Here is a 23,096-nt window from a genome sequence, read left to right as displayed (position 1 = left end):
TGGGATGATCCGATCCGGGAAGGGGAGAGTATCTGCATGAAACTCCGTAAAAAGAGACTCCATAATGTAACCCATGACAGGGCGAGCGTTCATGATCTTCTGTCGCAGCCACCTGCAGATTTCTATCGTCTGCCGGAGTTTGCTCTGCGTGGAGGATATCTCACTACCGAAGGATGCCGCAAGGTTCTGGACTTCCAGCCGGAGAAAATCTGCCTGGATATGGGAAACTTTCTGGTAACATTTTATGGAGCAGAACTGCGAATAGAATCCTTGAACGGCAAAAGATTGATTCTGGCAGGACAGATTCGGGATATCTCATTCCGCGGCAAATGGGAGGAGCCATCGCATGAGGCATAGACTATGGAGGGCGGACCGCATCCGTTTTCGGATTCAGGGAAGGGATCCGCAGCGCTATATAAACCGCGTTATTTCTCAAGGTGTGCAGCTCGATCACATCCAATGGGAAACAAATGGTTGCATCGCACAGGGGTTCGGACGGGACTATGCCACGCTGCATACGATGGCCGTACAGGGAAAATGGCAGTTTTCCGTTCTGCAGCGTCATGGCCCGGGACGTTTTGGGGAAGCCACTATCGCCCGCCCCGGGCTTATCGTTGGCGTAATTTTGTTTATCCTGCTGCTGAATCTGTTGCATCGCTTTGTTTGGGTCATAGATTTTGGAGCTTTGGGGGGAGATGCTTCGGAACGGATGCGTATTCTTCTCGAAGAATGCGGCATTTATGAGGGGGCGCTTTTGCAGGAAGATGCGTTAGAAAATGCACAGACGCTGGCCTTGCAGCAAAGCGACCTGTTCGGATGGGTGAGCCTGAACTTCACGGGAGGCTGTCTTTTCGTAGAAAGCACCGAAGCGCAAGATCAGATGATCAAGGGCGAGCCGGAGCTGCGCCCACTGTACGCCAAAACAGGCGGTGTGGTCACCGCCGTACAAGCTGAAAGCGGTTTTGCCTGCGTAGTTCCCGGTCAAACGGTAACAGAGGGGCAATTGTTGGTGGATACCGTCCGGCTGGACCGGGACGGGCGGGAAATTTCTCAAGGAGCCAGCGGGAAGATTCTGGCAGAGTGTGAGATGACCTTTTCCGCTTCTGAAGAGCTGGAACAAACGTCCGCAGTGTTGGAACCCGAAAAGTTCTCCAAAAATACTTTGTACTTTCTGGGCGGAACTTGGCATTTCCAATCTCATGAGAATCACACAGCGGGGGACAGTGTTATCGAATGGTTGCCGCTGCGGTTTGGGCGCCTGAGTCTGCCAGGATGCATTTGCAGCGAAACCGTATGGAAGCGGGAGGTACAAACAATTTACTATACGCCGAAACAAGCAGAGGCGTTAGCACGCAGAGACTGCCGTCGCCAACTTTTAGATACTTTTCCAGACGCAGAAATCCTGGCAGAGCGTTGTGTACTCCAAACCGCTTCCGATTCGGTAACGGCAGAAGTAACCTACCAATTTTGTGCCAATATTGCATTTTCGCAGCAATAGTGTTCTTTATAGAGGCATAAAAGAAAGTGATGCCAAAAGCCTGGAGAAAATTTTGTGCATAATAGACAATTTCTTTTGGTAAAAATTGTGATATAATCTGAATGGGTTATTATGATATTCGATACACGGAGGGTATGAAATTTGGCAGAGCGATCCATTGAATTGGACAGCATTGAACTGGCAGCCGCCATTTTTGGTAACTGTGATCAAAACATCCATCTTTTGGAAAAAGAGTTCGGCGTCACTGCCGTATGCCGTGGTTCGGAGTTGAAGTTTACCGGTGCGGAGAAAGATGTGACTGCAGCGGCCCACGCAGTGGACGGCATGGTCACATTGATGCAGAATCACACGCCGTTGGAGGAGCAAACCGTCCGGTACTGCATTAGCCTTGCGCGGGACGGAGAGGAAAAACGCCTGCGCGAATTGACCGACGATTTTGTGGCTGTTACCGCAAAAGGCCGACCGATTCATCCTAAAACACTGGGGCAGCGGGAGTACTTGGCTGCCATCCGCAAACATGCCATCACGTTCGGGGTGGGGCCAGCCGGCACGGGCAAAACCTATTTGGCCGTAGCAATGGCGGTCAAGGCATTTAAATCCAAGGATGTGAGCCGCATTATTCTGACTCGTCCCGCAGTGGAAGCAGGCGAAAAGCTCGGTTTTCTGCCGGGAGACTTGCAGAATAAGGTAGATCCATATCTCCGGCCTTTGTATGATGGCCTGTTTGACCTGCTGGGCGCAGAGACATTTCAAAAATTGTTTGAAAAACAGATCATTGAGGTTGCGCCGCTGGCATATATGCGAGGACGTACGTTGGATGATGCCTTTATCATTCTGGATGAGGCTCAGAACACCACCCCGGAGCAGATGAAAATGTTCCTGACACGCATGGGTGTTGGCAGTAAAGTGGTTGTAACCGGTGACATCACTCAGGTGGACTTGCCGGATAAAGTCCGCAGCGGTCTTGTGGACGCATTGCAGGTATTACAGGATGTGGATGGCATTGCCCAGGTACGCCTGACGGAAAAAGACGTGGTGCGTCACCGTCTGGTGCAGCAGATCGTAAAAGCTTATGAAAAGGCGGCCGAACGTTCGGCCAAACAATAAAAACCAGAAACAGGAGGTTGATACCCTATGTCCAATAAGGTGCTGATTACCAACGATCAGAATGTTGTCAAGATTCCGTCCGGACTGCGAATCCTCATTCGGCGCAGCTGCAACGCAGTTTTGGACTTTGAAAAATTTGAAGGTTCCGCAGAAATCAGTGTTACATTCGTGGACAACCATCGGATTCATGAACTGAACAAGCAGTATCGAGACAAGGATTCCGCCACCGATGTACTGAGCTTTCCTATGGGTGAAAACGGCGAATATGATATTGACGAGGATAATGGCTGCAAAATCCTTGGTGACATTGTGATCTCTATGGAGCGCGCCATGGAGCAGGCCGAACTGTACGGTCACAGCCTGCAGCGGGAAGTGGCCTACCTGACCGTGCATTCCATGCTTCACCTGTTGGGATACGATCATGAAGCCAGCGGTCTGGAGGCTGTCCGGATGCGGGAAAAGGAGGAGGCGGTGCTGATCAAGCTGGGCTTGCCCCGTACCGTTTCGTACACCAGCGATGAAGTCTGAGATCAAACGCTTTGGCCGTGGGTTTGTCTACGCCTGGAACGGAATCCGGGCAGCGGTACAGGAAGAACGCAATTTCAGGTTTCATCTTTGTGCCGCTTGTTATGTGGTCGTTTTTAGTGTACTGGCCCAGCTGTCCGCCGTGGAATGGGCATTGATTGCCTTGTGTATTGTGGCGGTGCTGGGGATGGAACTGATGAATTCCGCGGTGGAACGAGCTGTGGACAAGCCGGACACCACCCATTGGTGGAGCGCCGGAGCTGCCAAAGATATGGCCGCCGGTGCGGTTCTGGTTGTTGCGTTGGGAGCTTTGGTGGTTGGTGGATGCCTTTTGGTGCCGCGGCTGGATCGGATCACCCAGGCTTTTCTCGATGCCCCTATGATCGGCGGCATATGCCTGTTCGCCTTGATTCCTGCTTATTTCTTTATTTTCCGATATCATTCCGCAACACAGAAAGGTGAAACAACGAATGGCAAAACCAATTCCTGAAATGCCCAGCAGCGTATTCGTGGCACTGGTAGGACGTCCCAATGTTGGCAAATCCAGCCTGACCAATTATCTGGTAGGGGAAAAGGTCGCCATCGTTACGAAAAAACCGCAGACCACCCGCAGCCGGATTACCGGTGTTATTACGAAGGGGCCTGTGCAATATGTTCTTATGGATACCCCCGGCATCCACAAAGCACATAATAAGCTGGATGCCCGCATGACACAGACAGCGGCCGCCAGCCTCAAGGATGTAGATGTGACAATGATGCTCTTCGAACCGGAGGGAGAACTGACGGATTCTGAGCTTACCATGATCAAGGCTCTGCAAAAAGGTGGCCCGGCGATTGCTGTCATCAACAAAGTGGACTTGCTGGACAGCTTTGCCGCCTTGGAACAGCGCAAGCGTCAGGTTGCTGATTTTCGATGCTTTGACGCGGTGGTCACTGTTTCAGCCAAAGATGGAACCGGCTGTGAAGAGCTGTTTACACTTCTCAAGCCCTATGGCAACGAAGGTCCCCATTATTTTGATGATGATGCTTTCACCGACATGCCGGAGAAAGAACTCGTAGCTGAGCTCGTACGGGAAAAGGCCCTTTTGTTCATGCGTGATGAAATTCCTCACGGGATTGCAGTCGTGGTGGAACGGTTCAAGGAGCGCCCAGACAAAGATCTTATTGACATCGATGTCGATATCTATTGCGAACGAAAGAGCCATAAAGGAATGATTATCGGCAAGGGCGGCCAGATGCTCAAAAAAATTGCATCGGCAGCCCGGATGGATATAGAAGAACTCCTGGGGGTGAAAGTCAATCTGCAATGCTGGGTGAAGGTCCGGGAAGACTGGCGTGACAACGAAAATCTCCTGAATACGCTGGGCTTCGCCAAGCCTTGACCTCTGTTTCGGCGCCCCCGTTGGACAACTTTTCCGTTTGTGACATGGTATGATGTCAGAAGCGGAAAGGAGGCGGCCGGCCATGGCTTGTTCAGCAGGAGACTGGGCCCGTTTTTTGCAGACCGGAAGTGTGTATGATTATCTGAATTTTAAAGCACAGCAGTGTGCGCTTCAGGAGGAAAAAGATGCAGATCGCAACGACAGGCCTGGTATTGCGCCAAGTCAAAGTGGGAGAGGCCGATCAGATCCTGACGTTGCTGACTCCTGAGCTTGGCGTTGTATCTGCTTCTGCAAAAGGAAGCCTTCGGCTGAAAAACAAACTGTTCAGTGCATGCGGGTTATTCTGCTATTCGGAATTCAGCCTGACAAGTGGACGAAGCCATTATTTTGTGGAATCCGCCCAGGTAAAAAAGGTGTTCCATGGCGTATCGGAAAGTGTGGAAGCCATGAGTCTTGCAACGTACATGGCAGAGATCGTGCTTTCTCTTTCACCTGCGCCGCCGGAAGCAGATGCTCAATTGCGGCTGCTCCTCAACAGTCTGTACATGATCGGACTGAAAAAGCTGTCGCTGCGCCAGCTCAAAACAATTTACGAGCTTCGGGCTATGAGCATGGCCGGCTATCAGCCCAATTTGCTGGCCTGTTCTGAGTGCGGCAAATATGAGGGCGGTGAGTTCTATTTTGACCCTGTAGAGGGAAACCTTCTGTGCGAGGAGTGTGCCGACAAAGCGCGTCACATCCCCAATCTGGATACCGGTGCGCTGTATGCGCTGCGCCATATCTGTCTGGCTGAAGACCGCAAATTGTTTTCCTTCACACTGGCACCTGCCAGCCTGAAGAATTTGTCCCGCGTCAGTGAACAGTATGTGTTGGCACATCTTGAACATGGGCTGAAAAGCCTGGATTTTTTGAAGACTGTACTCGAATAAGGAGAAGCACAACCCTGTATGGATACCGCTTATAAAACCACCCTGGAATTAGATAAGATCATTGCCCGTGCGGTACAACTCTGTGCCTGCCAGGAAACCAAGGAGATGATGCGGGGCCTGGAGCCCTGCGCGACGCCCGAGGATGAACGTTTTGCCCTGTCCCAGACAAACGCCGTCAACTCGTTGCTCATCAAGAACGGCAGCCCCCGGTTCGGCAGAGTATCGGAGGTACGTCGCATCACGGCCCATGCCCAAAAAGGCGGCATTCTTTCTATGGGCGAACTGCTGGAAATCGCTGCGACGCTGCGCAACTTTGCTGGATTGTCTCAATGGTACGGACTGAGCGAACACGAGATGCTGCCCACAGATGATTTGTTTTATGCACTGGCACCGCAGCCGGTGCTGGAGAAACAGATCAGTGAGAGTATTCTTTCTCCGGAGGAAATGGCGGACACTGCCAGCGTTACGCTGCATGATCTGCGCCGCAAGATCCGGCAGACGGAGGATTCTATCCGTACCAAGCTGGACAACATTATAAAGAATTCAACCACCAACAAATTCCTACAAGACGCGGTAGTCTCGCTGCGAAACGGACGGTATGTAGTTCCGGTTCGCGCTGAGTATCGCGGCGAGGTTGGCGGCGTAATCCACGACGTATCTTCGACCGGCGCCACAATTTTCGTGGAACCGACGGCTGTTGTGGAGGCCAATGCGCGGATTATGCAGCTGCGCGCCCAGGAGCAGGAGGAAATCACCCGCATTCTTTCGGCGTTCTCGGCACAGGTCGGTTCGCTGGAGCCGCAGTTCTCCTACAGCTACGAGGCAATGTTGCAGATTGATTTGCTGCTGGCCAAAGCACGGTTGGCGGTGGAGCAGAATGCTTTTATGCCGACTGTCAGTGACACCGTGTACTTCCGGTTGAACCGGGCGCGGCATCCGCTGATTGACAAGAAACAGGTCGTGCCGGTGGATATTGCACTGGGAGAAGAATATGATACCTTGGTGATTACCGGTCCCAATACCGGCGGCAAAACGGTATCCATCAAAACCGCAGGTCTGCTCAATGCCATGGCGCAGCACGGATTTTTGATCCCCGCGCATGAAAGCAGCGTTGTCTGTAATTTCCGGGAATATCTTGTCGATATCGGTGACGAGCAGAGCATCGAGCAAAGCCTCTCCACCTTTTCCGGACACATGAAGCGGATCAGCGGGATTCTTCAGCTTGCCGGTCACGGCACTCTGACGCTGATCGATGAGCTGGGGGCCGGTACCGATCCCGCGGAAGGTGCCGCTTTGGCAGTCAGCATCCTGGAACAACTGCGTCGGCAGGGAAGTCTGCTCATGGCGACAACGCACTATGCGGAATTGAAGGTTTACGCACTGGAAACGCCCGGTGTGGTAAACGCCAGCTGTGAGTTTAATGTAGAGACACTGATGCCGACCTACAAACTCAGTGTAGGTGTCCCCGGCAAGTCCAATGCATTCCTGATCAGCGCCAAATTGGGAATTCCCCAGGAAATCATCGATGCAGCCCGCAACCACATGTCCAACGATGATAAACGCTTGGATAGTGTGCTTGCTCAGTTGGATGATTTGAAGCTGCAGCTGAAGGGAGCACAGGACGAGGCGGAAAAGGCCCGCTACGAGGCGGAACACGCCCTTGAAAGTGCAGAGAAAAAGCGGGAGGAGCTGATTGAACAGGGAAAACGCGAACTGGAAGATGCTCGTCGTCAGGCTCATGAACTGATGCAGCAAGTACAAAATGAGGCCTATAATCTGACCGATGAGCTTCGGCGCATTCAAAAAGACGAAAAAACAAGTGCGGCACAGCGCGCCGTGCGTGCCCGTGAAATTGCACGCAAAGATACCGAGACACTTCTCAAACGCACTGATGCGAAACCGGTCCCCAAAAAGTTTGTTCCGCTTAAAGAAGTGCAGATCGGACAGGAAGTGGTCATTGCGGAGCTCAACCAATTGGCTACTGTCACCGCGCGCCCCGATCGCGATGGCATGGTGGAAGTACGTGCCGGTATTATGAAGACCAAAGTGCCGTTGACTGGTCTTCGTGCTCCTGACAAGATGGAAAAGCGGCCCCAACGGGAGCCCCGTCGCTCCAGCACACGGGTACAACTGGACAAGAACCGCAAGACCAGCATGGAACTGAATCTGCTGGGCTATACCGTCGAGGAGGCCTTGGCAGAAGTAGACAAGTTTCTGGATAGTGGCATGCTGCGCGGTCAGCAGACGCTGTATATTATCCATGGCAATGGCACTGGAGCCCTGCGCAGTGCCATTCAGAAACACCTTCGAACCCACAAAGCGGTCAAAAGTTTCCGCCTTGGCCGCTACGGCGAAGGGGAAAGCGGCGTCACCGTCGTGGAACTGAAATAACATTTAAAAAAGCGACCTGTCCCATGCGGGGCAGGTCGCTTTTTTGTGTCTTTCACCGTTTGCGTATTTTCTTCCTGCGCTTCACATAGACTGATATCGGAGTCTCGAGCGGGGAGGGGAAAACTTGAAAACGGTCATCTATCTGGACGTGCTGCTGCTCGTTAATTTCCTTGCAGCTTATTTTTTGCTGTTGGGGGCCGGCCTGCTCAGTGGTCAGCGCGCCGGCTTCGTCCGCCTGCTTCTGGGAAGTGGTGCAGCGGCCCTGTCGTCTCTGGTTCTTTTTGCGCCGGAACAAGCCTACCCGGTTCAAATCCTGTACAAAATTTTCACGGCACTGATCATCACCGCCATTACCTTTGGATGGCACAACAAACGCCGGCTTATCACCGAAGCCTGTTGGTATGCGGCACTCAATATTGCACTGGCCGGCCTTGTGATGCTTATCATTCTGCAAACCGGCACAAAAATACTGCAGACAGGAAATCTTGCCGTTTACCTGCGTGTTTCTCCTCTGCTGCTCGTGATCCTGTCTGGCCTTTGCTGCGCGGCGGTAGAAATCGGATCCCGCTGCTTTACCAAACACAAACCTGTATTGGAAACCGTCGGTCTGGAGATGGAACTTGGCGGGTTGCTCATTCGTCTGCGCGGAGTCCTTGATACCGGCTGTCACCTGACAGATCCTATCACCTGTTTGCCGGTGCTCGTGGTAAGTTTTCCGGACGCAAAAGACCGCCTTCCGCAGCCGGTCCGGGAATTTCTTCGGGCTTGGTTTGCAGGCGATGCACCGGGGGAGCCCCCACCCGGTACACGACTTCGATTAATCCCGTGCAACACGGCATCTTCCCACAGCCTTCTGCCGGGATTTGCTGTAAATGGCATCGGTATGATTACTCCGCACGGCGTCCTTGGGTTAGGGCGTAGCGCCGTAGCGTTTGCTCCGCAGTCTTTTGGAAGTGACCGCTATGAAGCACTGTATGGGAACGATTTTTTGTGATATAGGGGAGGAAACTTATGCAGACGATCGAACTGGTAAATCGGACGCTTCGAGCACTTTGGCTTCGGTTGGCGTCTCCGCAGGAATTGCACTATATCAACGGAGCTGATACACTGCCGCCTCCTCTGGATCCCCAGCAGGAGCAGCAAGCCCTTGAAGGGCTCAGCGCAGGAAAAGGTTCCGCGCGGGATCTTTTGATTACACATAACCTGCGGCTGGTCGTGTACATTGCGAAAAAGTTTGAAACGCCCTCCGCCGGTATTGAGGATATGATATCCATCGGGACTATAGGACTTATCAAGGCCGTAAATACCTTTGAACCTTCCAAAAATATCAAACTGGCCACCTACGCCAGTCGCTGCATTGAAAATGAAATTCTGATGTACCTGCGAAAAAGCTCCAATCGCCGTCAGGACGCCAGCATCGATGAACCACTTAATACGGATAACGACGGTAATGAATTGCTTTTGATGGACGTGCTGACAAGTGACCAGCCCCAGGTCGGGGAAGAACTGGAACGCAGCGCAGAACGTGCTGCGCTGCGGCTGGCGGTCGGACGACTGGCGCCTCGGGAACGACGAATCATGGAACTGCGTTTTGGCCTCAATCACGAGTCCGAACATACACAGAAGGAAGTAGCCGATGCGTTGGGGATTTCCCAGAGTTACATTTCCCGCCTGGAAAAACGGATCATCAAACGGCTGCGGCGGGAACTGGAAACGGTGGGTTAAGATTCCTCTGCCCGGGTATTGTTGACGAAATAATACGCCAGACCGTTCATCATGTTCATTTCCGGCTCTTCGGAATAGATCAGATATTCAAAATCACCGCGTGTCCAGTAGACGGCCGCACGCCGACCGGCTTTTTGACTTTGGGTAACGGTCACATCTGCAATATCGTATTGCTCCACGCTCTCAAACGCATCCGCGTAGTAGCTGTCCGGAAATCGCATTTTTCCCCGCTTGGCAATAAACAAAGTCATATATCGCCCAGGTACAATGCTGTAATCCAGTGCGGCGATGCTCTCTTCAATCAGCCACAGCCGCTGCAGGATAACCAGTTCATTATCCGGGTAGGCGGTCAGCCGAAAACCGGCGGAAGATGAATAGTTGGGTGTCAGATATTGGGTGCGTGTCTCACGTCCGGATGCAGGCGCCTCTGCGTGTAACACAAGCGTCAGAACCAGCGCCACCGATACTGCCGCCAGCAGTATCAGAACAATCACAAACCAAATGGATTCTACCATAGAACGACCCTCCTTTGACCTCATCCTATGCGGTTCCAGGAGATGTTGTGCGGAAGAATTTCCCAGCCTTTGCTCTGTTTGCTTGCTCTTGAATCAGACCATACTTCTCATCAACGGGAAGGAGGATGGTCCATGTATGCTGGCAAAGTGGAACTGTGTGGTGTAGATACTTCACAGTTACCTGTGCTGAGTGAGACAGAAAAAAGCGCACTGATCCGAGCGGCCCGCGCTGGTGATGCCGAAGCGCGCCGAAAAATGATTCAAGGCAATCTTCGGCTTGTGCTCAGCGTCGTGCAGAAATTTGCCAACCGCGGAGAAAATCTTGACGACCTGTTTCAGGTTGGCTGCATCGGACTGATCAAGGCCATCGATCATTTCGATCCCAGTCTGCAGGTACGCTTTTCGACCTATGGTGTGCCGATGATTGTGGGCGAGATCAGGCGTTTTTTGCGCGATAACAATGCGGTACGGGTCAGTCGGTCTATCCGGGATCTCGCATACCACTCCATGCGTGCCCGGGAAGCATTGCAGAAAGAAAACGGACGTGACCCGAAAATCTCCGAGATTGCGGCCCGGGTAGGAGCTTCACCGGAGAACGTAGCGATGGCACTGGAATCGGTGGTGGAGCCTGCCAGTCTGTATGAGCCGGTTTACTCCGACGGTGAAGACAGTTTTGCCATCGTAGATCAGCTGCACGACGCCACTGGAGAGGAGAGCTGGATCAGTGACATCATGTTTCGGGATACAGTAAAATCCCTCTCTGCCCGGGAACGCCGGATTATTGCCATGCGATATCTGGGCGGTAAAACGCAGATGCAGGTGGCACGGGAAATCGGCATCAGCCAGGCGCAGGTAAGCCGTCTGGAAAAAGGTGCCCTGAACCGCATCAAGGAACAGATCTCTTCCAATTGCTGAAAACCGCCCGGCAGGGAAGTTTCCCCCTGCCGGGCGGTTTCATTTCAGTTGAATTCCGCAGGCTCCGAGTGCCCGCAGGAAAGATTTTGGATTCTTGTACAAAATTCCGGTGATACCAAGGTTGTAAGCTGCTTGTGCATTGATTTTGTTGTCGTCCACAAAAATGGATTCGTCATAGGCAAGGTTGCATTTCTGCATCAGAATCGTATAGATCTCCGGCTCCGGCTTGCAAAGATGCACATCACAGGAGGCAATGCCGCCATCAAACAGGGGAAACCAGTCCCGTTGCCGCAGTTCATCCATAATATCCACCGGAATGTTTGTCAGATAGTACAGCCGATACCCGGCTTCCTTCAACTCCCGCATAATTTTGACCGTGGTCTTTTTGGTGCGCAGCATGGAAGCCCACTCCTCAATGACCGTCTGTACCTCAAATTCGCGGTTTACATGGGCTGCGTTCTCCATCATAATGCGATTGGCCACCGCGCGGGTAATGGTTCCGCGGTCCAGATCCTGCCACTCCTGGCTGCCGAAAGTCAGGTCGTAGACGATTTCTTCTGCATGTTTGTTCATAAATCGGTCCATCAGGAAGTTGCGCGGATTGAAATCCACCACCACGCCGCCAAAATCAAAGATGACATTTTTATACATAAAACCCTCCCGGATAGTGCAGATGTTTCAGTTTTATTATACACGGAAACGAAGCAAGAAACAATCGCCTTTTTCCTGCATAGAATAAACCGGTACGCTGCGTAAGGGAGGTGCCTTCTCTATGACATTACATGATTTAAGCGAAAAAGACGTGATTCAGATCAAGACTGGCGAAAATTTGGGGCGAATTGATGACCTGCTGTTTGATGAACATGCTGCCAAACTGCAGTCTGTCATCCTGCGTGGACGCGGGCACTTGTTTGGGCTGCTCGGCTATGAAGAGGATCTTATCATCCCATGGGAGTCTATCCGCAACATCGGTACGGATGTCATTATGGTGGATGCAGAACCGCTGCCGGCGCAGCATCGGACAAAACGATGTCAGTAAGCGGTATATTTTCTGTAAAAGGTGCGAATTTCGGGTGCATTTTTCCCTGCGCCATGGTATAATAAAAACAATTATCAGAACGGGGGCTTTGCTGTGCCAGAAAATCCGGAACGCACTGTAATTATCCGTTTGCTTCTGTGCACCGTAATCGCGCTGGCGGCCATTGCTTGGGGCGCTTTGTTCCTGATTGCGCCGGTGTGGCAATTTTCGGGACCAACAGCCTCTTATACGGACAAGGATTTTGCATCCGTCTCATCGGAAACGATTCAAACAGACTGCATTAATATCAATCTGGCAGATGCTGAAACCTTGATGATGCTGCCTGGCATTGGACCGGCTAAAGCGGAGGCTATCCTTGCATGGCGGGAGGCACACGGCCCGTTTTCCACTCTGATGGACCTGGAACAGGTAAGTGGCATATCATCAGGCATGATTGAAAGCTGGGAAGGCCTGGCCTATGTGGGCAGTTCTGATACGCAAACACAGTGACGGGAGGAAAAGGACTTGGAAAAGCCGGAAAGCATTTTTATCAACCGTGAACTGAGCTGGCTGGATTTTGACAGCCGTGTGCTCGCGCTTGCAAAGGAAAAAAATGTACCGCTCGGAGAGCGGCTGAAGTTTGCTGCCATTTTCGGCAGCAATATGGATGAATTTTTCATGGTACGCGTAGGGTCGCTGTATGACCAGACGTTGCTGAAAAACAACAAACCCGATATCGTGACGCACATGACGGCTTCGGAACAGATCGCTGCCATCACGCCCCGGGTGGCCGAACTGCAAGCCAAGTGCGACAAGTATTTCCAACATCTGGTGGATTTGCTGGCTGACGCTGGCTACAAGAAAGTGGACTTCAATAAACTGAGCAAGCAGCAGGATCATTTCTGGAAGACCTATTTCCAGAGAGAACTGCTGCCGTTGCTCAGCCCGCAGATTGTGGATTCGCGCCATCCGTTCCCGTTTCTGAACAACAAAGACATCTATTACATTGCGCAGCTTTATAACAAAGGGGATGGTGTCAGTTTCGGCATCGTGCCGGTGAGCAATCGCTTTGAACGGGTGCTCTTTGTCAAAGACGGAGAGATGACCTGCTTTGCTTTCATCGAAGAACTGGTGGCACGGTATGCATCCACGATCTTCAGTACCAGCACCGTTCAGAAAGAGTGTCTGTTCCGCGTAACCCGCAACGCCGACATCACGGTGGATGAGGGCATGATGGATCACGATATTGATTTCCGCGATGTGATGAGCGAGCTGCTGAAAAAGCGGCGTAAACTGGCAGCTGTCCGCCTTCAGTTCTGGCCTGAAGCTCCCCAGGAGATCGCAAAATTCCTGCGCGAGAAGCTCGTGGTTCCCGCATCCCGTTGCTACGCCCAAACTTCTCCGCTGGATACTGGCTGTCTGTTCAAGCTATCCAGCCGTATTGCCAATGACGGAGACCATTCCGAGATGTTTTATCCTGCCGCCAAACCGATGCAGGCGCCGGCCGGCTACGATTTGTATACCGAAGTCCGCAAACACGATGTGCTGCTGGCATACCCCTATCAAAGTATTCGCCCGTTCATCCGCATGTTGTTGCGCGCCGGTGCAGACCCGAACGTGGTTTCCATCAAGATGACGCTGTACCGCATGGCCAGTGATTCCCAGATTGTAGGGGCTTTAATCAATGCCGCGGAGAACGGCAAAGAAGTGGTGGCCATGGTCGAGTTGCGTGCCCGGTTTGATGAACAGAACAACATCGACTGGTCCAAGCAGCTGCAGGATGCCGGCTGCACAGTTCTGTACGGCTTTGACGATTACAAAGTACATTCCAAATTGACTCTGATTACCAGTCGGGTGGATGGCAAATATCATTACCTGACCCAGATCGGTACCGGTAACTACAACGAAAAAACCAGCGAGCTTTATACGGATCTTTCCTTTATCACCACCCGTCAGGAGATTGGCGAAGAGGCCAGCGCAGTTTTCAATAATATGGCGCTGCAACGCCTGACCAGCGAGGTAAACACCATGCTGGTAGCACCGCTTCACTTCAAGACTGTTCTGCTGGAAGAGATGGACCGCCAGATTGCATTGGCTATGCAGGGCAAGCCGGCATCCATTATTCTGAAAAATAACTCTATCAATGACCCACAGATTATTGCCAAGATCAGTGAAGCCAGCTGCGCTGGAGTGCGTGTTGATATGATCGTGCGTGGGATCTGCTGCGTGCGTGCCGGTGTGCCGGGCCGGACCGAAAATGTGCATATCCGCAGCATTGTCGGCCGATATCTTGAACACTCCCGCATTTACTGCTTCGGCAACGGCGATGAGATGCGGATTTACATTGCATCGGGCGACTTCCTGACCCGCAATACTGAACGCCGTGTGGAGGTAGGTGTTCGGGTTGACGATCCTGCCATTGCGAAAAAACTGCGCGGGATTCTGGATCTTCAGTTGCGGGATACCGTCAACGCACGGGAAATGCAGCCGGATGGCACTTACACCAAGGTGAAACCGGCGCCCGGCCAATTCCCGGTAGACAGTCAGATGGCTATGTTCGGTTACTTCAAGGATGGGTTTGAGATGGAACCGGCAAAGCCTAAACCGCAGGCAACGGCCAAAGTTGTCGCCAAAAAGGCAACTGCCAAACCGGTGGGCCGACAAACCACTTCTCTGCGTCCTTCGCGTTCCGGACTGTGGCAGAATTTGTTCGGCCGCGGCAAAAAATAAAAGGAGATTTCAAAAATGAAAACCTGTGTTGTGACAGCAAACTATGCCTGTGATCCCTCCAAGGTTTGGCTGTATCTGACCAAGCCTACGCTGAACGGCTGGCGAAAAGATGTGCGCGATTTCGAAGAAAGCGACGACGGGCTTCATGTTACCGAACACAACACCGATGGCAGCACAACTGAGCTTCGCTTCACCCGGAAAGAAAAGCCCCGGTGCCTGAGCTGCAGCTTTGAAAATGGCAAAGTCAGCGGCACCTTCACGGCAATCCTTCTGGGCGGCGGCGACTCCACCAGCCTGGAATGCACGATGGAAGTGTCCGGTCTCGGCTTGTTTGCCAAGCCCAAAAAACTTTTGGAAGATCGTTTGAATATGCTGCACGCAGCCCTTGGCGTTTGATAAGTTGTTCGGTATCCGCTCCGACAGAGTTCTGTCGGAGCGGATATTTTGCTTCCTCTTTGCATATAGATGCGTAAAAGGGGGTGCTTGTAGATGTGGGAAAGCGCTGCGCCGACTCCACCGCCGCAAGCCAACGATAAAGCTTACGGCAAACGTTGTATTGCCCGGCAGTCGGACGGGGATTTTGTAGTATGGGGGCAGCTGCTTGTATCGCTGGTGGTCCTCGGTGTCGTCGTACTGGCCAAGATGCTGAACTGGCCGTTTTTTCCGGAACTTCGCATCGCATTCCGAGAAGCCATGCAGCCGGAACAAGGCACATTTTTGTCCGAAAACCGGGAGTTGTCTAAATTTACCGAGAGCGCGGCACAAGCTCTCGCGGAGACCGTGCAGCAGCTCATGCCGGAACCAATACAGTCAGCCTCATCAGAAACGGCTCTTCGTCAGATCCACGCCAAAACACAGCCCATTCCTTCCGGGGCACGGCAGGAGAGTTATCTGCCTGATTTCACGTTGCAATTTCCATTGTCCGGCCAGGCCTGCACCTATACCTCCGGATACGGCTGGCGCACCGATCCCATGGGAGGCTCCGGCTCCGACTTTCATTTGGGAAATGATCTGGCCGCCGCAGAGGGGACCGCTGTCCTGGCTGCCGCAGACGGTATCGTACGCTATGCCGGAACACACAACAGTTATGGCAATTATGTGCGTATTCTGCATTCTAACGGTGATGAGACCCTGTATGCTCATATGCAATATCTGTTTGTGCATGCCGGGGAGCAGGTGTCCGCCGGAGACTGTCTTGGCACGGTAGGGGAGACCGGCAACGCTACCGGACCGCACCTGCATTTTGAACTGCTGCATAAAGGAATCCGCTATGATCCGTCCGAAGCACTGCAAAGCGCATCGTAAGGCGCGCATTCATCTTCGTGCGCCGATGCCGCTTCTGTTTCTTCTTGCGTTCGCCCTGGCCCTTGACGGAACGGGAATAGTCCGGATTGGGCTTCTTTGTGCACTGCTGCATGAGGGAGGGCACCTTTTCATGTATTACTGGCTCTGGCGCCGATGGCCCGATTTGCAGCTTTCCCCCTTGGGGATCTGCCTGCTGCAGCGTGGTCGCGTCATGACTCCACGGCAGGAATTCCTGCTGGCCGCAGCCGGACCATTGTCCAATCTCTTGTGCTGCTGTGCAGTCCTCGGCTGGATGCGTCTGACTCATTACAGCTATGCCGGCTACTGGTTTGCCAGCACCAATTTACTGGTTGGAGGTACCAATCTGCTGCCTCTGCCTGGGTTGGATGGTCAACGGCTTCTGCATTCTTTCTGGCAAGGACCGTAAACGGTTGCATTTCTGCGGCACATAGGGTACAATAAACGAAATAATGACAAGGACGGTTTATCATGATGGCGGAATTTTCCCCGAAATTCAAAGAAGCGCTCAGTCTTGTGCAGAAGCCGGGCCGTTATACGGGCGGCGAACCGGGTTGTGTCTATAAAGACAAGGCTGCGGTGGATGTGCGGATGGCGTTCTGCTTTCCGGACACCTACGAGATCGGTATGTCTTTTCTTGGCGAGAAGATTTTGTACGATCTTCTGAACCGCCATGAAAACTGGTGGTGTGAACGGGCCTTTATGCCGTGGACCGACATGAAAGAGCAGATGGAGCGACTGCAGATTCCTCTGTACTGCCTGGAGAGTAAGGATCCCTTGACCGATTTTGACATTGTCGGTTTCTCTCTGGAGTATGAGCTTTGTTATACCAATATCCTGGCAATGCTGCGCCTTGCTGGAATCCCGTTGCGTGCCGCTGATCGGGACGAACATTGGCCGCTGATCATCGCGGGCGGTCCTTGCGTCTGCAATGCTGAACCGATGGCGGATTTCTTCGATGTGATGCAGCTTGGCGAGGGAGAACAGATGTTGCAGGATATTTGCGCCACTGTTGAGCAAGGCAAAAAGCAGGGATGGAGCAAAGAGAACCTTCTGCTGGAACTGGCTAAAATTCCCGGAGTATATATTCCCTCTTTCTACGATGTAACCTACCTCCCGGATGGTCGCATTGATAAAATTTCGCCTAACCGTCCTGGCATCCCGGCGCGTATTACCAAAGCCATTGTTAAAAATATGGACGACTACGAGCCGCCCAAAAACTTTGTGGTGCCGTTGGTAGGCGCCGTGCAGGACCGAGCCAGCGTAGAAGTACTGCGTGGCTGCGTTCGTGGATGCCGGTTCTGTCAGGCTGGCCAGATTTACCGTCCTTTCCGGGAGCGTTCCCCTCAGCTGATCAGCGATTGCGCCCGGGAACTTTGCCGTAATACCGGATATGATGAACTGAGCCTGACAAGTCTTTCCACTTCCGATCACTCCCGTCTCGAGGACATTCTGGATGCCCTCAATTCTTGGGCTGAGGCGGACCATGTGAGCCTTTCCCTGCCTTCTCTGCGAGTGGACAACTTCTCGCAGTCTCTCGTGGAAAAGACCACCAAGGTGCGCAAAAGTGGACTGACGTTTGCGGCTGAAGCCGGCACACAACGTCTGCGGGATGTCATCAATAAAAACGTGACCTGGGATCAGATTGAACGCGGCTGCCGCATTGCGTTTTCGGAGGGGTATACCTCTGTCAAACTGTATTTTATGATGGGCCTGCCCACTGAAACGATGGAGGACATCAAAGGCATTGCCGACACTGCCCAAAAAGTGGTGGATCTCTTCTACCAGATTCCCGACCGTCCAAAAGGAAAAGGCGTACAGGTTACGATCAGCGTCGCTTGCTTCGTTCCTAAGCCCGATACTCCATTCCAGTTCTGTGCACAGGATCGCCGAGAAACGCTGCGCGAGAAGCAGAAGTATCTGCTCAGTTGTGTGCATTCTCGCAAAATCAAGGTCAATTATCACGACAGTGCTACCAGTGTGCTGGAAGGTGTTTTCGCTAAGGGGGATCGGCGCCTGGGACGTGTCATCGAGACCGCTTTTGAAAACGGCGCATTTTTTGATACCTGGGAAGAATACTTTGACTACGACCGCTGGATGAGTGCCTTTACCGCTTGCGGTATTGACCCGGATTTTTATAATTACCGTACGATGGGGCTAGATGAGGTAACTCCCTGGAGCCATCTTGATGTGGGCGTGAGCCACGCTCATCTGGTTCGGGAATACCAGAAAGCGCTCAAAGCCGAAACCACACAGCCGTGCAACCGCCAGTGCAGCGGCTGCGGCGCCAATAAACTGCTGGGAGGACCGTGTTTTGACTACAGTAAGAATCTTCTTTGAAAAACGCGGGGAATCTGCCTATATCTCGCTTCTGGATCTGCAGCGGGTGTTTCATCGGCTGCTCAAGATCAGCAACCTGCCGGTGTGGTACACACAAGGCTTTAACCCGCATATTTACCTTTCTTTTTCTTGTCCGCTCTCCTTGGGGCAGGAAAGTCTGTGTGAAAGCTGCGAAGTGAAAACCGAACAGGAGACGATCGATGCACTGGCCTGGCAGACTGCTCTTCAGCCGCTGATGCCGCGAGGCATTCGAATTACTAAAGTAGCCCCCGCGTTGGAGAAAGTAGGGGAAATCACATCGGCCGCTTATGAAATCATGATGCCTGGAGACTCAGCAGCAGCCATCCAAGCGTATAATGCGGCGGATGTTGCGGAGGTCACCAAAAAGACTAAGCGCGGGCAGAAATCCATCAATTTGAAAGAGCACTTGCCGCAGATTTCCTATGAAACACAGGGAGACAGTATCCATTTTACCATTCTATTGCCTTGCGGCTCCGGCGAAGCACTGAATCTGAATCCAGCACTGCTGATGGAATACCTTCAAGAGCATGGCGGCGCACCGGCATGGCAATGCCAGGTACTCAGGACACATCTATATACCAAACGGGGAATCGATTTCGCATAAAATCGGTACACTGGTATTTTTTGCAAAAAATGCTTGCAATTTCGCAATGCGTGTGGTATTATACTACGGCAATACACACGCATTGCGTTGTTTTTTTGTGCCTTTTTTCAGCAGAAATCAGGTTAGAAAACATAAAACGCCATGCGGAGGGTAAAACTAAATTTATTGGAGGAAACAAACTATGGCAGTCGTATCTATGAAACAGCTCCTGGAGGCCGGCGTTCACTTTGGTCATCAGACCCGCCGCTGGAACCCCAAGATGGCAAAGTACATCTTCACCGAGCGCAACGGTATCTACATCATCGACCTGCAGAAGACCGTGAAGAAGCTGGACGAGGCGTACAACTTCGTTCGTGACACTGCGGCCGAGGGCGGCGAAATCCTGTTCGTCGGCACTAAGAAGCAGGCTCAGGAGTCCATTCGCGATGAAGCTACCCGCTGCGGTATGCACTATGTCAACGCTCGCTGGCTGGGCGGCATGCTGACCAACTTCCGCACCATTCGCAAGCGCATCGACCGCATGGAGCAGCTGAAGACCATGCAGGCTGACGGCACTTTCGATCTGCTGCCCAAGAAGGAAGTTGTCAAGCTCGAGCTCGAGATGGAGAAGCTGGACAAGTACCTGGGCGGCGTCAAGAACATGAAGAGCCTGCCGAAGGCCATGTTCATTGTTGACCCCCACAAGGAGCGCATTGCTGTTTCTGAGGCCCGCAAGCTGAACATTCCTATTGTTGCCATCGTCGATACCAACTGTGATCCCGATGAGATCGATTACGTGATTCCCGGCAACGATGACGCCATCCGTGCTGTCAAGCTGATTTCCGGTGCCATGGCCAATGCCGTTCTGGAAGGCAAACAGGGCGTTCAGGAAGCGCCTGCCGCTGAAGCTGCTGAAAGCGCCGAGGCTTAATCGTAAGATAAAAGCGTAAGACAGAAAGGACAAAAAGAGTATGGCTATTTCTGCAAAAGACGTTATGGAACTGCGCCGCCAGACCGACTGCGGCATGATGGAATGCAAGAAGGCCCTGACCCAGGCTGACGGCGACTTTGAGAAGGCAATCGAGATTCTGCGTGAGCAGGGCCTGGCTACTGCTAACAAAAAGGCTGGCCGTATTGCTGCCGAGGGTATGGTCTACGCCGTTTCTTTTGACAACTGCGCTGTTGTGGTCGAGGTCAACGCCGAGACCGACTTTGTTGCCAAGAATGATAAGTTTGTCGAGTTTACCAAGGAGCTGACCAAGGTTGTTGCGGACCAGAATCCCGCTGATGTGGAGGCTCTGATGGGCTGCAAGATGGGCGAGGGCACTGTGGATGATGCCCTGAAGGCCCTGATCCTTGTCATCAAGGAGAACATCAAGGTTCGTCGTTTTGCCCGTTACGAGGGCCATTGCGCTGCTTACGTGCATGGCGGTGGCACCCATGGTGTCATCGTTAAGTTCGAGACCAGCGATGAAGTGGCTGCCAAGTCCGAGTTTGTTGCTTTCGGCAAAGATATCGCCATGCAGATTGCTGCTGCGAACCCCAGCTATTTGGATGAGGCTGCTGTTCCGGCTGAAATCATTGCCAAGGAAAAGGAAATTATCCTGGCCCAGATGGCTAATGATCCCAAAACCGCCAACAAGCCTGACGCTATCAAAGAAAAGATGGCTGTCGGCAAACTGGGCAAGTTCTACAAGGAGAACTGCCTGGTCGATCAGGCCTTCATCAAGGACGGCGGCATGGACGTCAAGAAGTACGTTGCCGATACCGCCAAGGCTCTGGGCGGAGACATTCAGATTGTGGCCTACACCCATTTTGTCAAGGGTGAGGGTCTGGAAAAGCGCAACGAGGATTTTGCTGCCGAAGTTGCTGCTGCCATCAAGCACTAATCATGTGTTCGGGGGCAAAATAAGTTGTCATAAAAGGCGATTTATCTTGTCCATGATATGAAAAATACGCGGAGTAATGTAGAGTTTTCACTCACATTGCTCCGCTATTTTTTATCCCTTTTTACAGCGGGCAATCTCCAGGTGCTCTCCTGATAGTTCCTCTCATAACTTTTCTTCTATCTGTGCTTCAAAGACAAACTATTTTGCTAACAGACAATCAACACGAATCAATTTAAATAGTTAAACGGCCACTGGCAACATACCAATGGATACTTTTTTGTTTGACAGCCTTCTGTTTCGGCCATACTAACACCGGACAGGAGGCGTGATTTTTATATGTCGATGAGTCGATTACGCATGTTGAGCGTTTCTCTTGTATTGCTGACATGCATTGTCCTGTGCCGTGTTCTATGGGTCAGTACCGATACCCTTTATGCCGCCAGTGCCGGAACGCAAACCGAACAAATTACGGAACTCCCTCGCACCAGAGGGAACTTTTTTGACCGTAGCGGCCAATTGCTGACCGGTTATACGCCGGAGTGGTATGCACTTTGTATCCCGGGGGACATCAGTTACGCTACACTCTTTCCCTATGTATCATATGCGGAGCAGGCAGAGCTGTATGAAAAGCGCAATACTACTTCTCCATTTTTGATTCAAGTAGATCAGGACCTTACTATGAATGGCATTCCCACCTATGAAAGCGCTCAACGGTATCTGCCTTTGCCGATTGCTGTCCATCTGCTTGGATATCTCGATGGGGAAGGCAAGGGGGTTTCGGGATTGGAATACGCTTACGATGATATATTGTCCCGATCAGGAGACATATCGGTTGTTTCTTGCCTGACTACAGCGCAAGGGAACCTCTTGACCGGTGACGAACCTATACAGCAACTCCATGAAAAAGGAACCGGCCAGGGGGTTTCCTTAACGCTGGATGCAGATATCCAGCGCGTGTGTGAGGGAATCGCCGGACTGACGATGAAACGTGGCTGTATTCTTGTGATGGAGACCGCAACAGGGGACTTGCTTGCCAGTGTCAGCATGCCGGAATATGACCCAAACAACGTCGCCAAAAGCATCCGGGCCAATGACACCTCATTGATCAATCGCACTTTCAACGCTTTCAGTGCCGGGTCGGTATTTAAGGTCGTTCTGGCTGCGGCCGCCTATGAGAACAACCTTGACTGGTTCACCCATGAGTGTACCGGAAGCGTGGAGGTTGCCGGTCAGACCTACCGGTGTGCACAGGGGCGCGCTCATGGTATCGTGAATCTGCGTGGGGCGCTGGAGCAAAGCTGCAACTGCTATTTTGTGGAGCTGGGCCGCCTTTTGGGCGAAGATTCCATTCGCTCCGAAGCGGAAAAACTGGGCTTTGGCTCTGCCTGCGCGATTGCTCCGGGGCTTAAGAGCAGCGCCGGAATGCTTCCGGAATCGCAAGATTTGCAAAACGCCGGACAGCTTGCACTTTTCAGCTTCGGACAGGGCGACTTAAGTGCAACTCCACTGCAGATCACTGCCATGATGAATACTGTGGCAAACGGCGGCGTTTATTATACGCCTCGCTTTGTATACGGTGTGGTGGATGACGATTTAAATCTGACGGATTCCATGCAACTTCCCGAAAGTGAAAAGGTTCTGGATTCGGACACTGCTCGTATTTTACGCGATATGCTTCAGTCGGTTATAAGTGAAGGTATTGGCAGGGAAGCGGCTCCGAGGGAAGAGGCCGCCGGTGGCAAAACCGGAACTGCGCAGACCGGACAGTTTGATGAAGAGGGGGAGGAATTGCTCAATTATTGGTTCAGCGGTTTTTACCCCGCAGACCATCCTCGCTATACCATCACTGTTTTGCAGGATGGAGTTTTGGAGCCGGATGTCTCCAGCGCGGCAATTTTTGCACAAATTGCCGATTCCTTGCATGTGCTGATGTCGTCGGAAAGTATCCAAACACCGGAAACTGCTGCAAAAACCAGTTGACAATACCGGCAAAGGAGCCTATAATTACCTTGTAAAAAGGAAAATGGCGTTGAAGGGGCTAATGCCGGCCCATACAGTCTTCAGAGAGGGTATTGATTCGGTGCAAAATACCTGACTGCATCCCGGTGAAGCCACCCCGGAGCTTTTGGCGGTGAGCCAAACGTATTTGCGGCGTTAACGCAGGGAAAGCGGCGGTCTGTAGAGACCGCAAACCGGGTGGTACCA

24 protein-coding genes and 1 other annotated feature (1 of these 25 only partly in view) are annotated in these 23,096 nt (G+C 52.3%); of the genes, 22 read left to right on the top strand and 2 right to left on the bottom strand.

What is annotated here, in order from left to right; genetic code table 11:
* The first annotated feature begins 36 nt into the window (after positions 1 to 36).
* The 10 genes from NQ490_RS15130 (at position 37) to sigK (ending at position 9,557) form a co-directional block, all read left to right on the top strand.
* On the top strand, positions 37 to 357 hold the full coding sequence (locus NQ490_RS15130) for a YabP/YqfC family sporulation protein (RefSeq protein ID WP_007046306.1): 321 nt from the start codon (positions 37 to 39) through the stop codon (positions 355 to 357).
* Entirely contained in the window at positions 347 to 1,498 is a 1,152-nt protein-coding gene (locus NQ490_RS15125; RefSeq protein WP_007046307.1) for a sporulation protein YqfD, read from the top strand. Before NQ490_RS15130 ends, NQ490_RS15125 begins: the two co-directional genes overlap by 11 nt.
* Before the next feature lie 141 nt (positions 1,499 to 1,639).
* Entirely contained in the window at positions 1,640 to 2,605 is a 966-nt protein-coding gene (locus NQ490_RS15120) for a PhoH family protein (protein ID WP_040917553.1), read from the top strand.
* Between the two features lie 27 nt (positions 2,606 to 2,632).
* A complete protein-coding gene (ybeY, locus tag NQ490_RS15115) occupies positions 2,633 to 3,133 on the top strand; it encodes an rRNA maturation RNase YbeY (RefSeq protein WP_007046309.1) in 501 nt (166 codons plus the stop codon).
* Complete coding sequence (locus NQ490_RS15110) at positions 3,123 to 3,620, top strand: diacylglycerol kinase (RefSeq protein WP_007046310.1); 498 nt, start codon at positions 3,123 to 3,125, stop codon at positions 3,618 to 3,620. The genes ybeY and NQ490_RS15110 overlap by 11 nt, the downstream gene beginning before the upstream one ends.
* Positions 3,601 to 4,512: a GTPase Era gene (gene era, locus NQ490_RS15105; protein WP_147644655.1), complete on the top strand. Its 912-nt coding sequence runs from the start codon at positions 3,601 to 3,603 to the stop codon at positions 4,510 to 4,512. The genes NQ490_RS15110 and era overlap by 20 nt, the downstream gene beginning before the upstream one ends.
* A 185-nt stretch (positions 4,513 to 4,697) precedes the next feature.
* A complete protein-coding gene (gene recO, locus NQ490_RS15100; RefSeq protein ID WP_007046312.1) occupies positions 4,698 to 5,441 on the top strand; it encodes a DNA repair protein RecO in 744 nt (247 codons plus the stop codon).
* Between the two features lie 18 nt (positions 5,442 to 5,459).
* Positions 5,460 to 7,832 (top strand): endonuclease MutS2, encoded by a 2,373-nt coding sequence (locus tag NQ490_RS15095; RefSeq protein ID WP_007046313.1) that lies wholly within the window; start codon positions 5,460 to 5,462, stop codon positions 7,830 to 7,832.
* Positions 7,833 to 7,956: 124 nt separating this feature from the next.
* Entirely contained in the window at positions 7,957 to 8,826 is an 870-nt protein-coding gene (locus NQ490_RS15090; protein ID WP_007046314.1) for a sigma-E processing peptidase SpoIIGA, read from the top strand.
* Between the two features lie 17 nt (positions 8,827 to 8,843).
* On the top strand, positions 8,844 to 9,557 hold the full coding sequence (sigK, locus tag NQ490_RS15085; protein WP_007046315.1) for an RNA polymerase sporulation sigma factor SigK: 714 nt from the start codon (positions 8,844 to 8,846) through the stop codon (positions 9,555 to 9,557).
* On the opposite strand, the gene NQ490_RS15080 is transcribed toward sigK, so the two are convergent.
* Complete coding sequence (locus tag NQ490_RS15080; protein WP_007046316.1) at positions 9,554 to 10,072, bottom strand: hypothetical protein; 519 nt, start codon at positions 10,070 to 10,072, stop codon at positions 9,554 to 9,556. The genes sigK and NQ490_RS15080 overlap by 4 nt on opposite strands.
* A gap of 132 nt (positions 10,073 to 10,204) precedes the next feature.
* On the opposite strand from NQ490_RS15080, the gene NQ490_RS15075 reads away from it, so the two are divergent.
* A complete protein-coding gene (locus tag NQ490_RS15075; protein WP_007046317.1) occupies positions 10,205 to 10,987 on the top strand; it encodes a SigB/SigF/SigG family RNA polymerase sigma factor in 783 nt (260 codons plus the stop codon).
* A 39-nt stretch (positions 10,988 to 11,026) separates the two neighbouring features.
* Here the strand turns inward: NQ490_RS15075 and NQ490_RS15070 are convergent, their stop codons facing one another.
* Positions 11,027 to 11,638 carry an HAD family hydrolase gene (locus NQ490_RS15070; RefSeq protein ID WP_007046318.1) on the bottom strand — a complete coding sequence of 204 codons (612 nt, stop codon included), beginning with the start codon at positions 11,636 to 11,638 and terminating at the stop codon, positions 11,027 to 11,029.
* Between the two features lie 121 nt (positions 11,639 to 11,759).
* Here NQ490_RS15070 and NQ490_RS15065 point away from each other — a divergent pair, with 121 nt between their 5' ends.
* From NQ490_RS15065 to NQ490_RS15015, 11 genes are all read left to right on the top strand, one after another.
* On the top strand, positions 11,760 to 12,026 hold the full coding sequence (locus NQ490_RS15065) for a YlmC/YmxH family sporulation protein (protein WP_007046319.1): 267 nt from the start codon (positions 11,760 to 11,762) through the stop codon (positions 12,024 to 12,026).
* A 93-nt stretch (positions 12,027 to 12,119) separates the two neighbouring features.
* Positions 12,120 to 12,515 carry a ComEA family DNA-binding protein gene (locus NQ490_RS15060; RefSeq protein ID WP_050764674.1) on the top strand — a complete coding sequence of 132 codons (396 nt, stop codon included), beginning with the start codon at positions 12,120 to 12,122 and terminating at the stop codon, positions 12,513 to 12,515.
* 15 nt (positions 12,516 to 12,530) lie between these two features.
* Entirely contained in the window at positions 12,531 to 14,735 is a 2,205-nt protein-coding gene (ppk1, locus tag NQ490_RS15055) for a polyphosphate kinase 1 (RefSeq protein WP_007046321.1), read from the top strand.
* A gap of 15 nt (positions 14,736 to 14,750) precedes the next feature.
* Positions 14,751 to 15,131: a hypothetical protein gene (locus NQ490_RS15050; protein WP_007046322.1), complete on the top strand. Its 381-nt coding sequence runs from the start codon at positions 14,751 to 14,753 to the stop codon at positions 15,129 to 15,131.
* A gap of 93 nt (positions 15,132 to 15,224) precedes the next feature.
* Complete coding sequence (locus NQ490_RS15045; protein WP_007046323.1) at positions 15,225 to 16,040, top strand: M23 family metallopeptidase; 816 nt, start codon at positions 15,225 to 15,227, stop codon at positions 16,038 to 16,040.
* On the top strand, positions 16,006 to 16,467 hold the full coding sequence (locus NQ490_RS15040) for a metalloprotease (protein ID WP_050764675.1): 462 nt from the start codon (positions 16,006 to 16,008) through the stop codon (positions 16,465 to 16,467). Before NQ490_RS15045 ends, NQ490_RS15040 begins: the two co-directional genes overlap by 35 nt.
* 62 nt (positions 16,468 to 16,529) lie before the next feature.
* Positions 16,530 to 18,398 (top strand): TIGR03960 family B12-binding radical SAM protein, encoded by a 1,869-nt coding sequence (locus NQ490_RS15035; protein WP_007046325.1) that lies wholly within the window; start codon positions 16,530 to 16,532, stop codon positions 18,396 to 18,398.
* Complete coding sequence (locus NQ490_RS15030; protein WP_050764676.1) at positions 18,373 to 19,023, top strand: TIGR03936 family radical SAM-associated protein; 651 nt, start codon at positions 18,373 to 18,375, stop codon at positions 19,021 to 19,023. The genes NQ490_RS15035 and NQ490_RS15030 overlap by 26 nt, the downstream gene beginning before the upstream one ends.
* Before the next feature lie 181 nt (positions 19,024 to 19,204).
* A complete protein-coding gene (rpsB, locus tag NQ490_RS15025) occupies positions 19,205 to 19,933 on the top strand; it encodes a 30S ribosomal protein S2 (protein WP_007046328.1) in 729 nt (242 codons plus the stop codon).
* 40 nt (positions 19,934 to 19,973) lie between these two features.
* The gene (gene tsf / locus NQ490_RS15020; RefSeq protein WP_007046329.1) at positions 19,974 to 20,891 is read left to right on the top strand and encodes a translation elongation factor Ts; all 918 of its coding nucleotides are present in this window, start codon (positions 19,974 to 19,976) and stop codon (positions 20,889 to 20,891) included.
* A 336-nt stretch (positions 20,892 to 21,227) separates the two neighbouring features.
* Positions 21,228 to 22,871 carry a peptidoglycan D,D-transpeptidase FtsI family protein gene (locus NQ490_RS15015; RefSeq protein WP_050764677.1) on the top strand — a complete coding sequence of 548 codons (1,644 nt, stop codon included), beginning with the start codon at positions 21,228 to 21,230 and terminating at the stop codon, positions 22,869 to 22,871.
* 40 nt (positions 22,872 to 22,911) lie between these two features.
* Positions 22,912 to 23,096: a binding site (T-box leader), on the top strand; it runs 27 nt beyond the window's last position.

The sequence above is a fragment of the Subdoligranulum variabile genome (assembly GCF_025152575.1).
GTDB classification, from domain to species: Bacteria; Bacillota; Clostridia; order Oscillospirales; family Ruminococcaceae; genus Gemmiger; species Gemmiger variabilis.
This window is presented reverse-complemented; position numbering and strand designations above follow the sequence as displayed.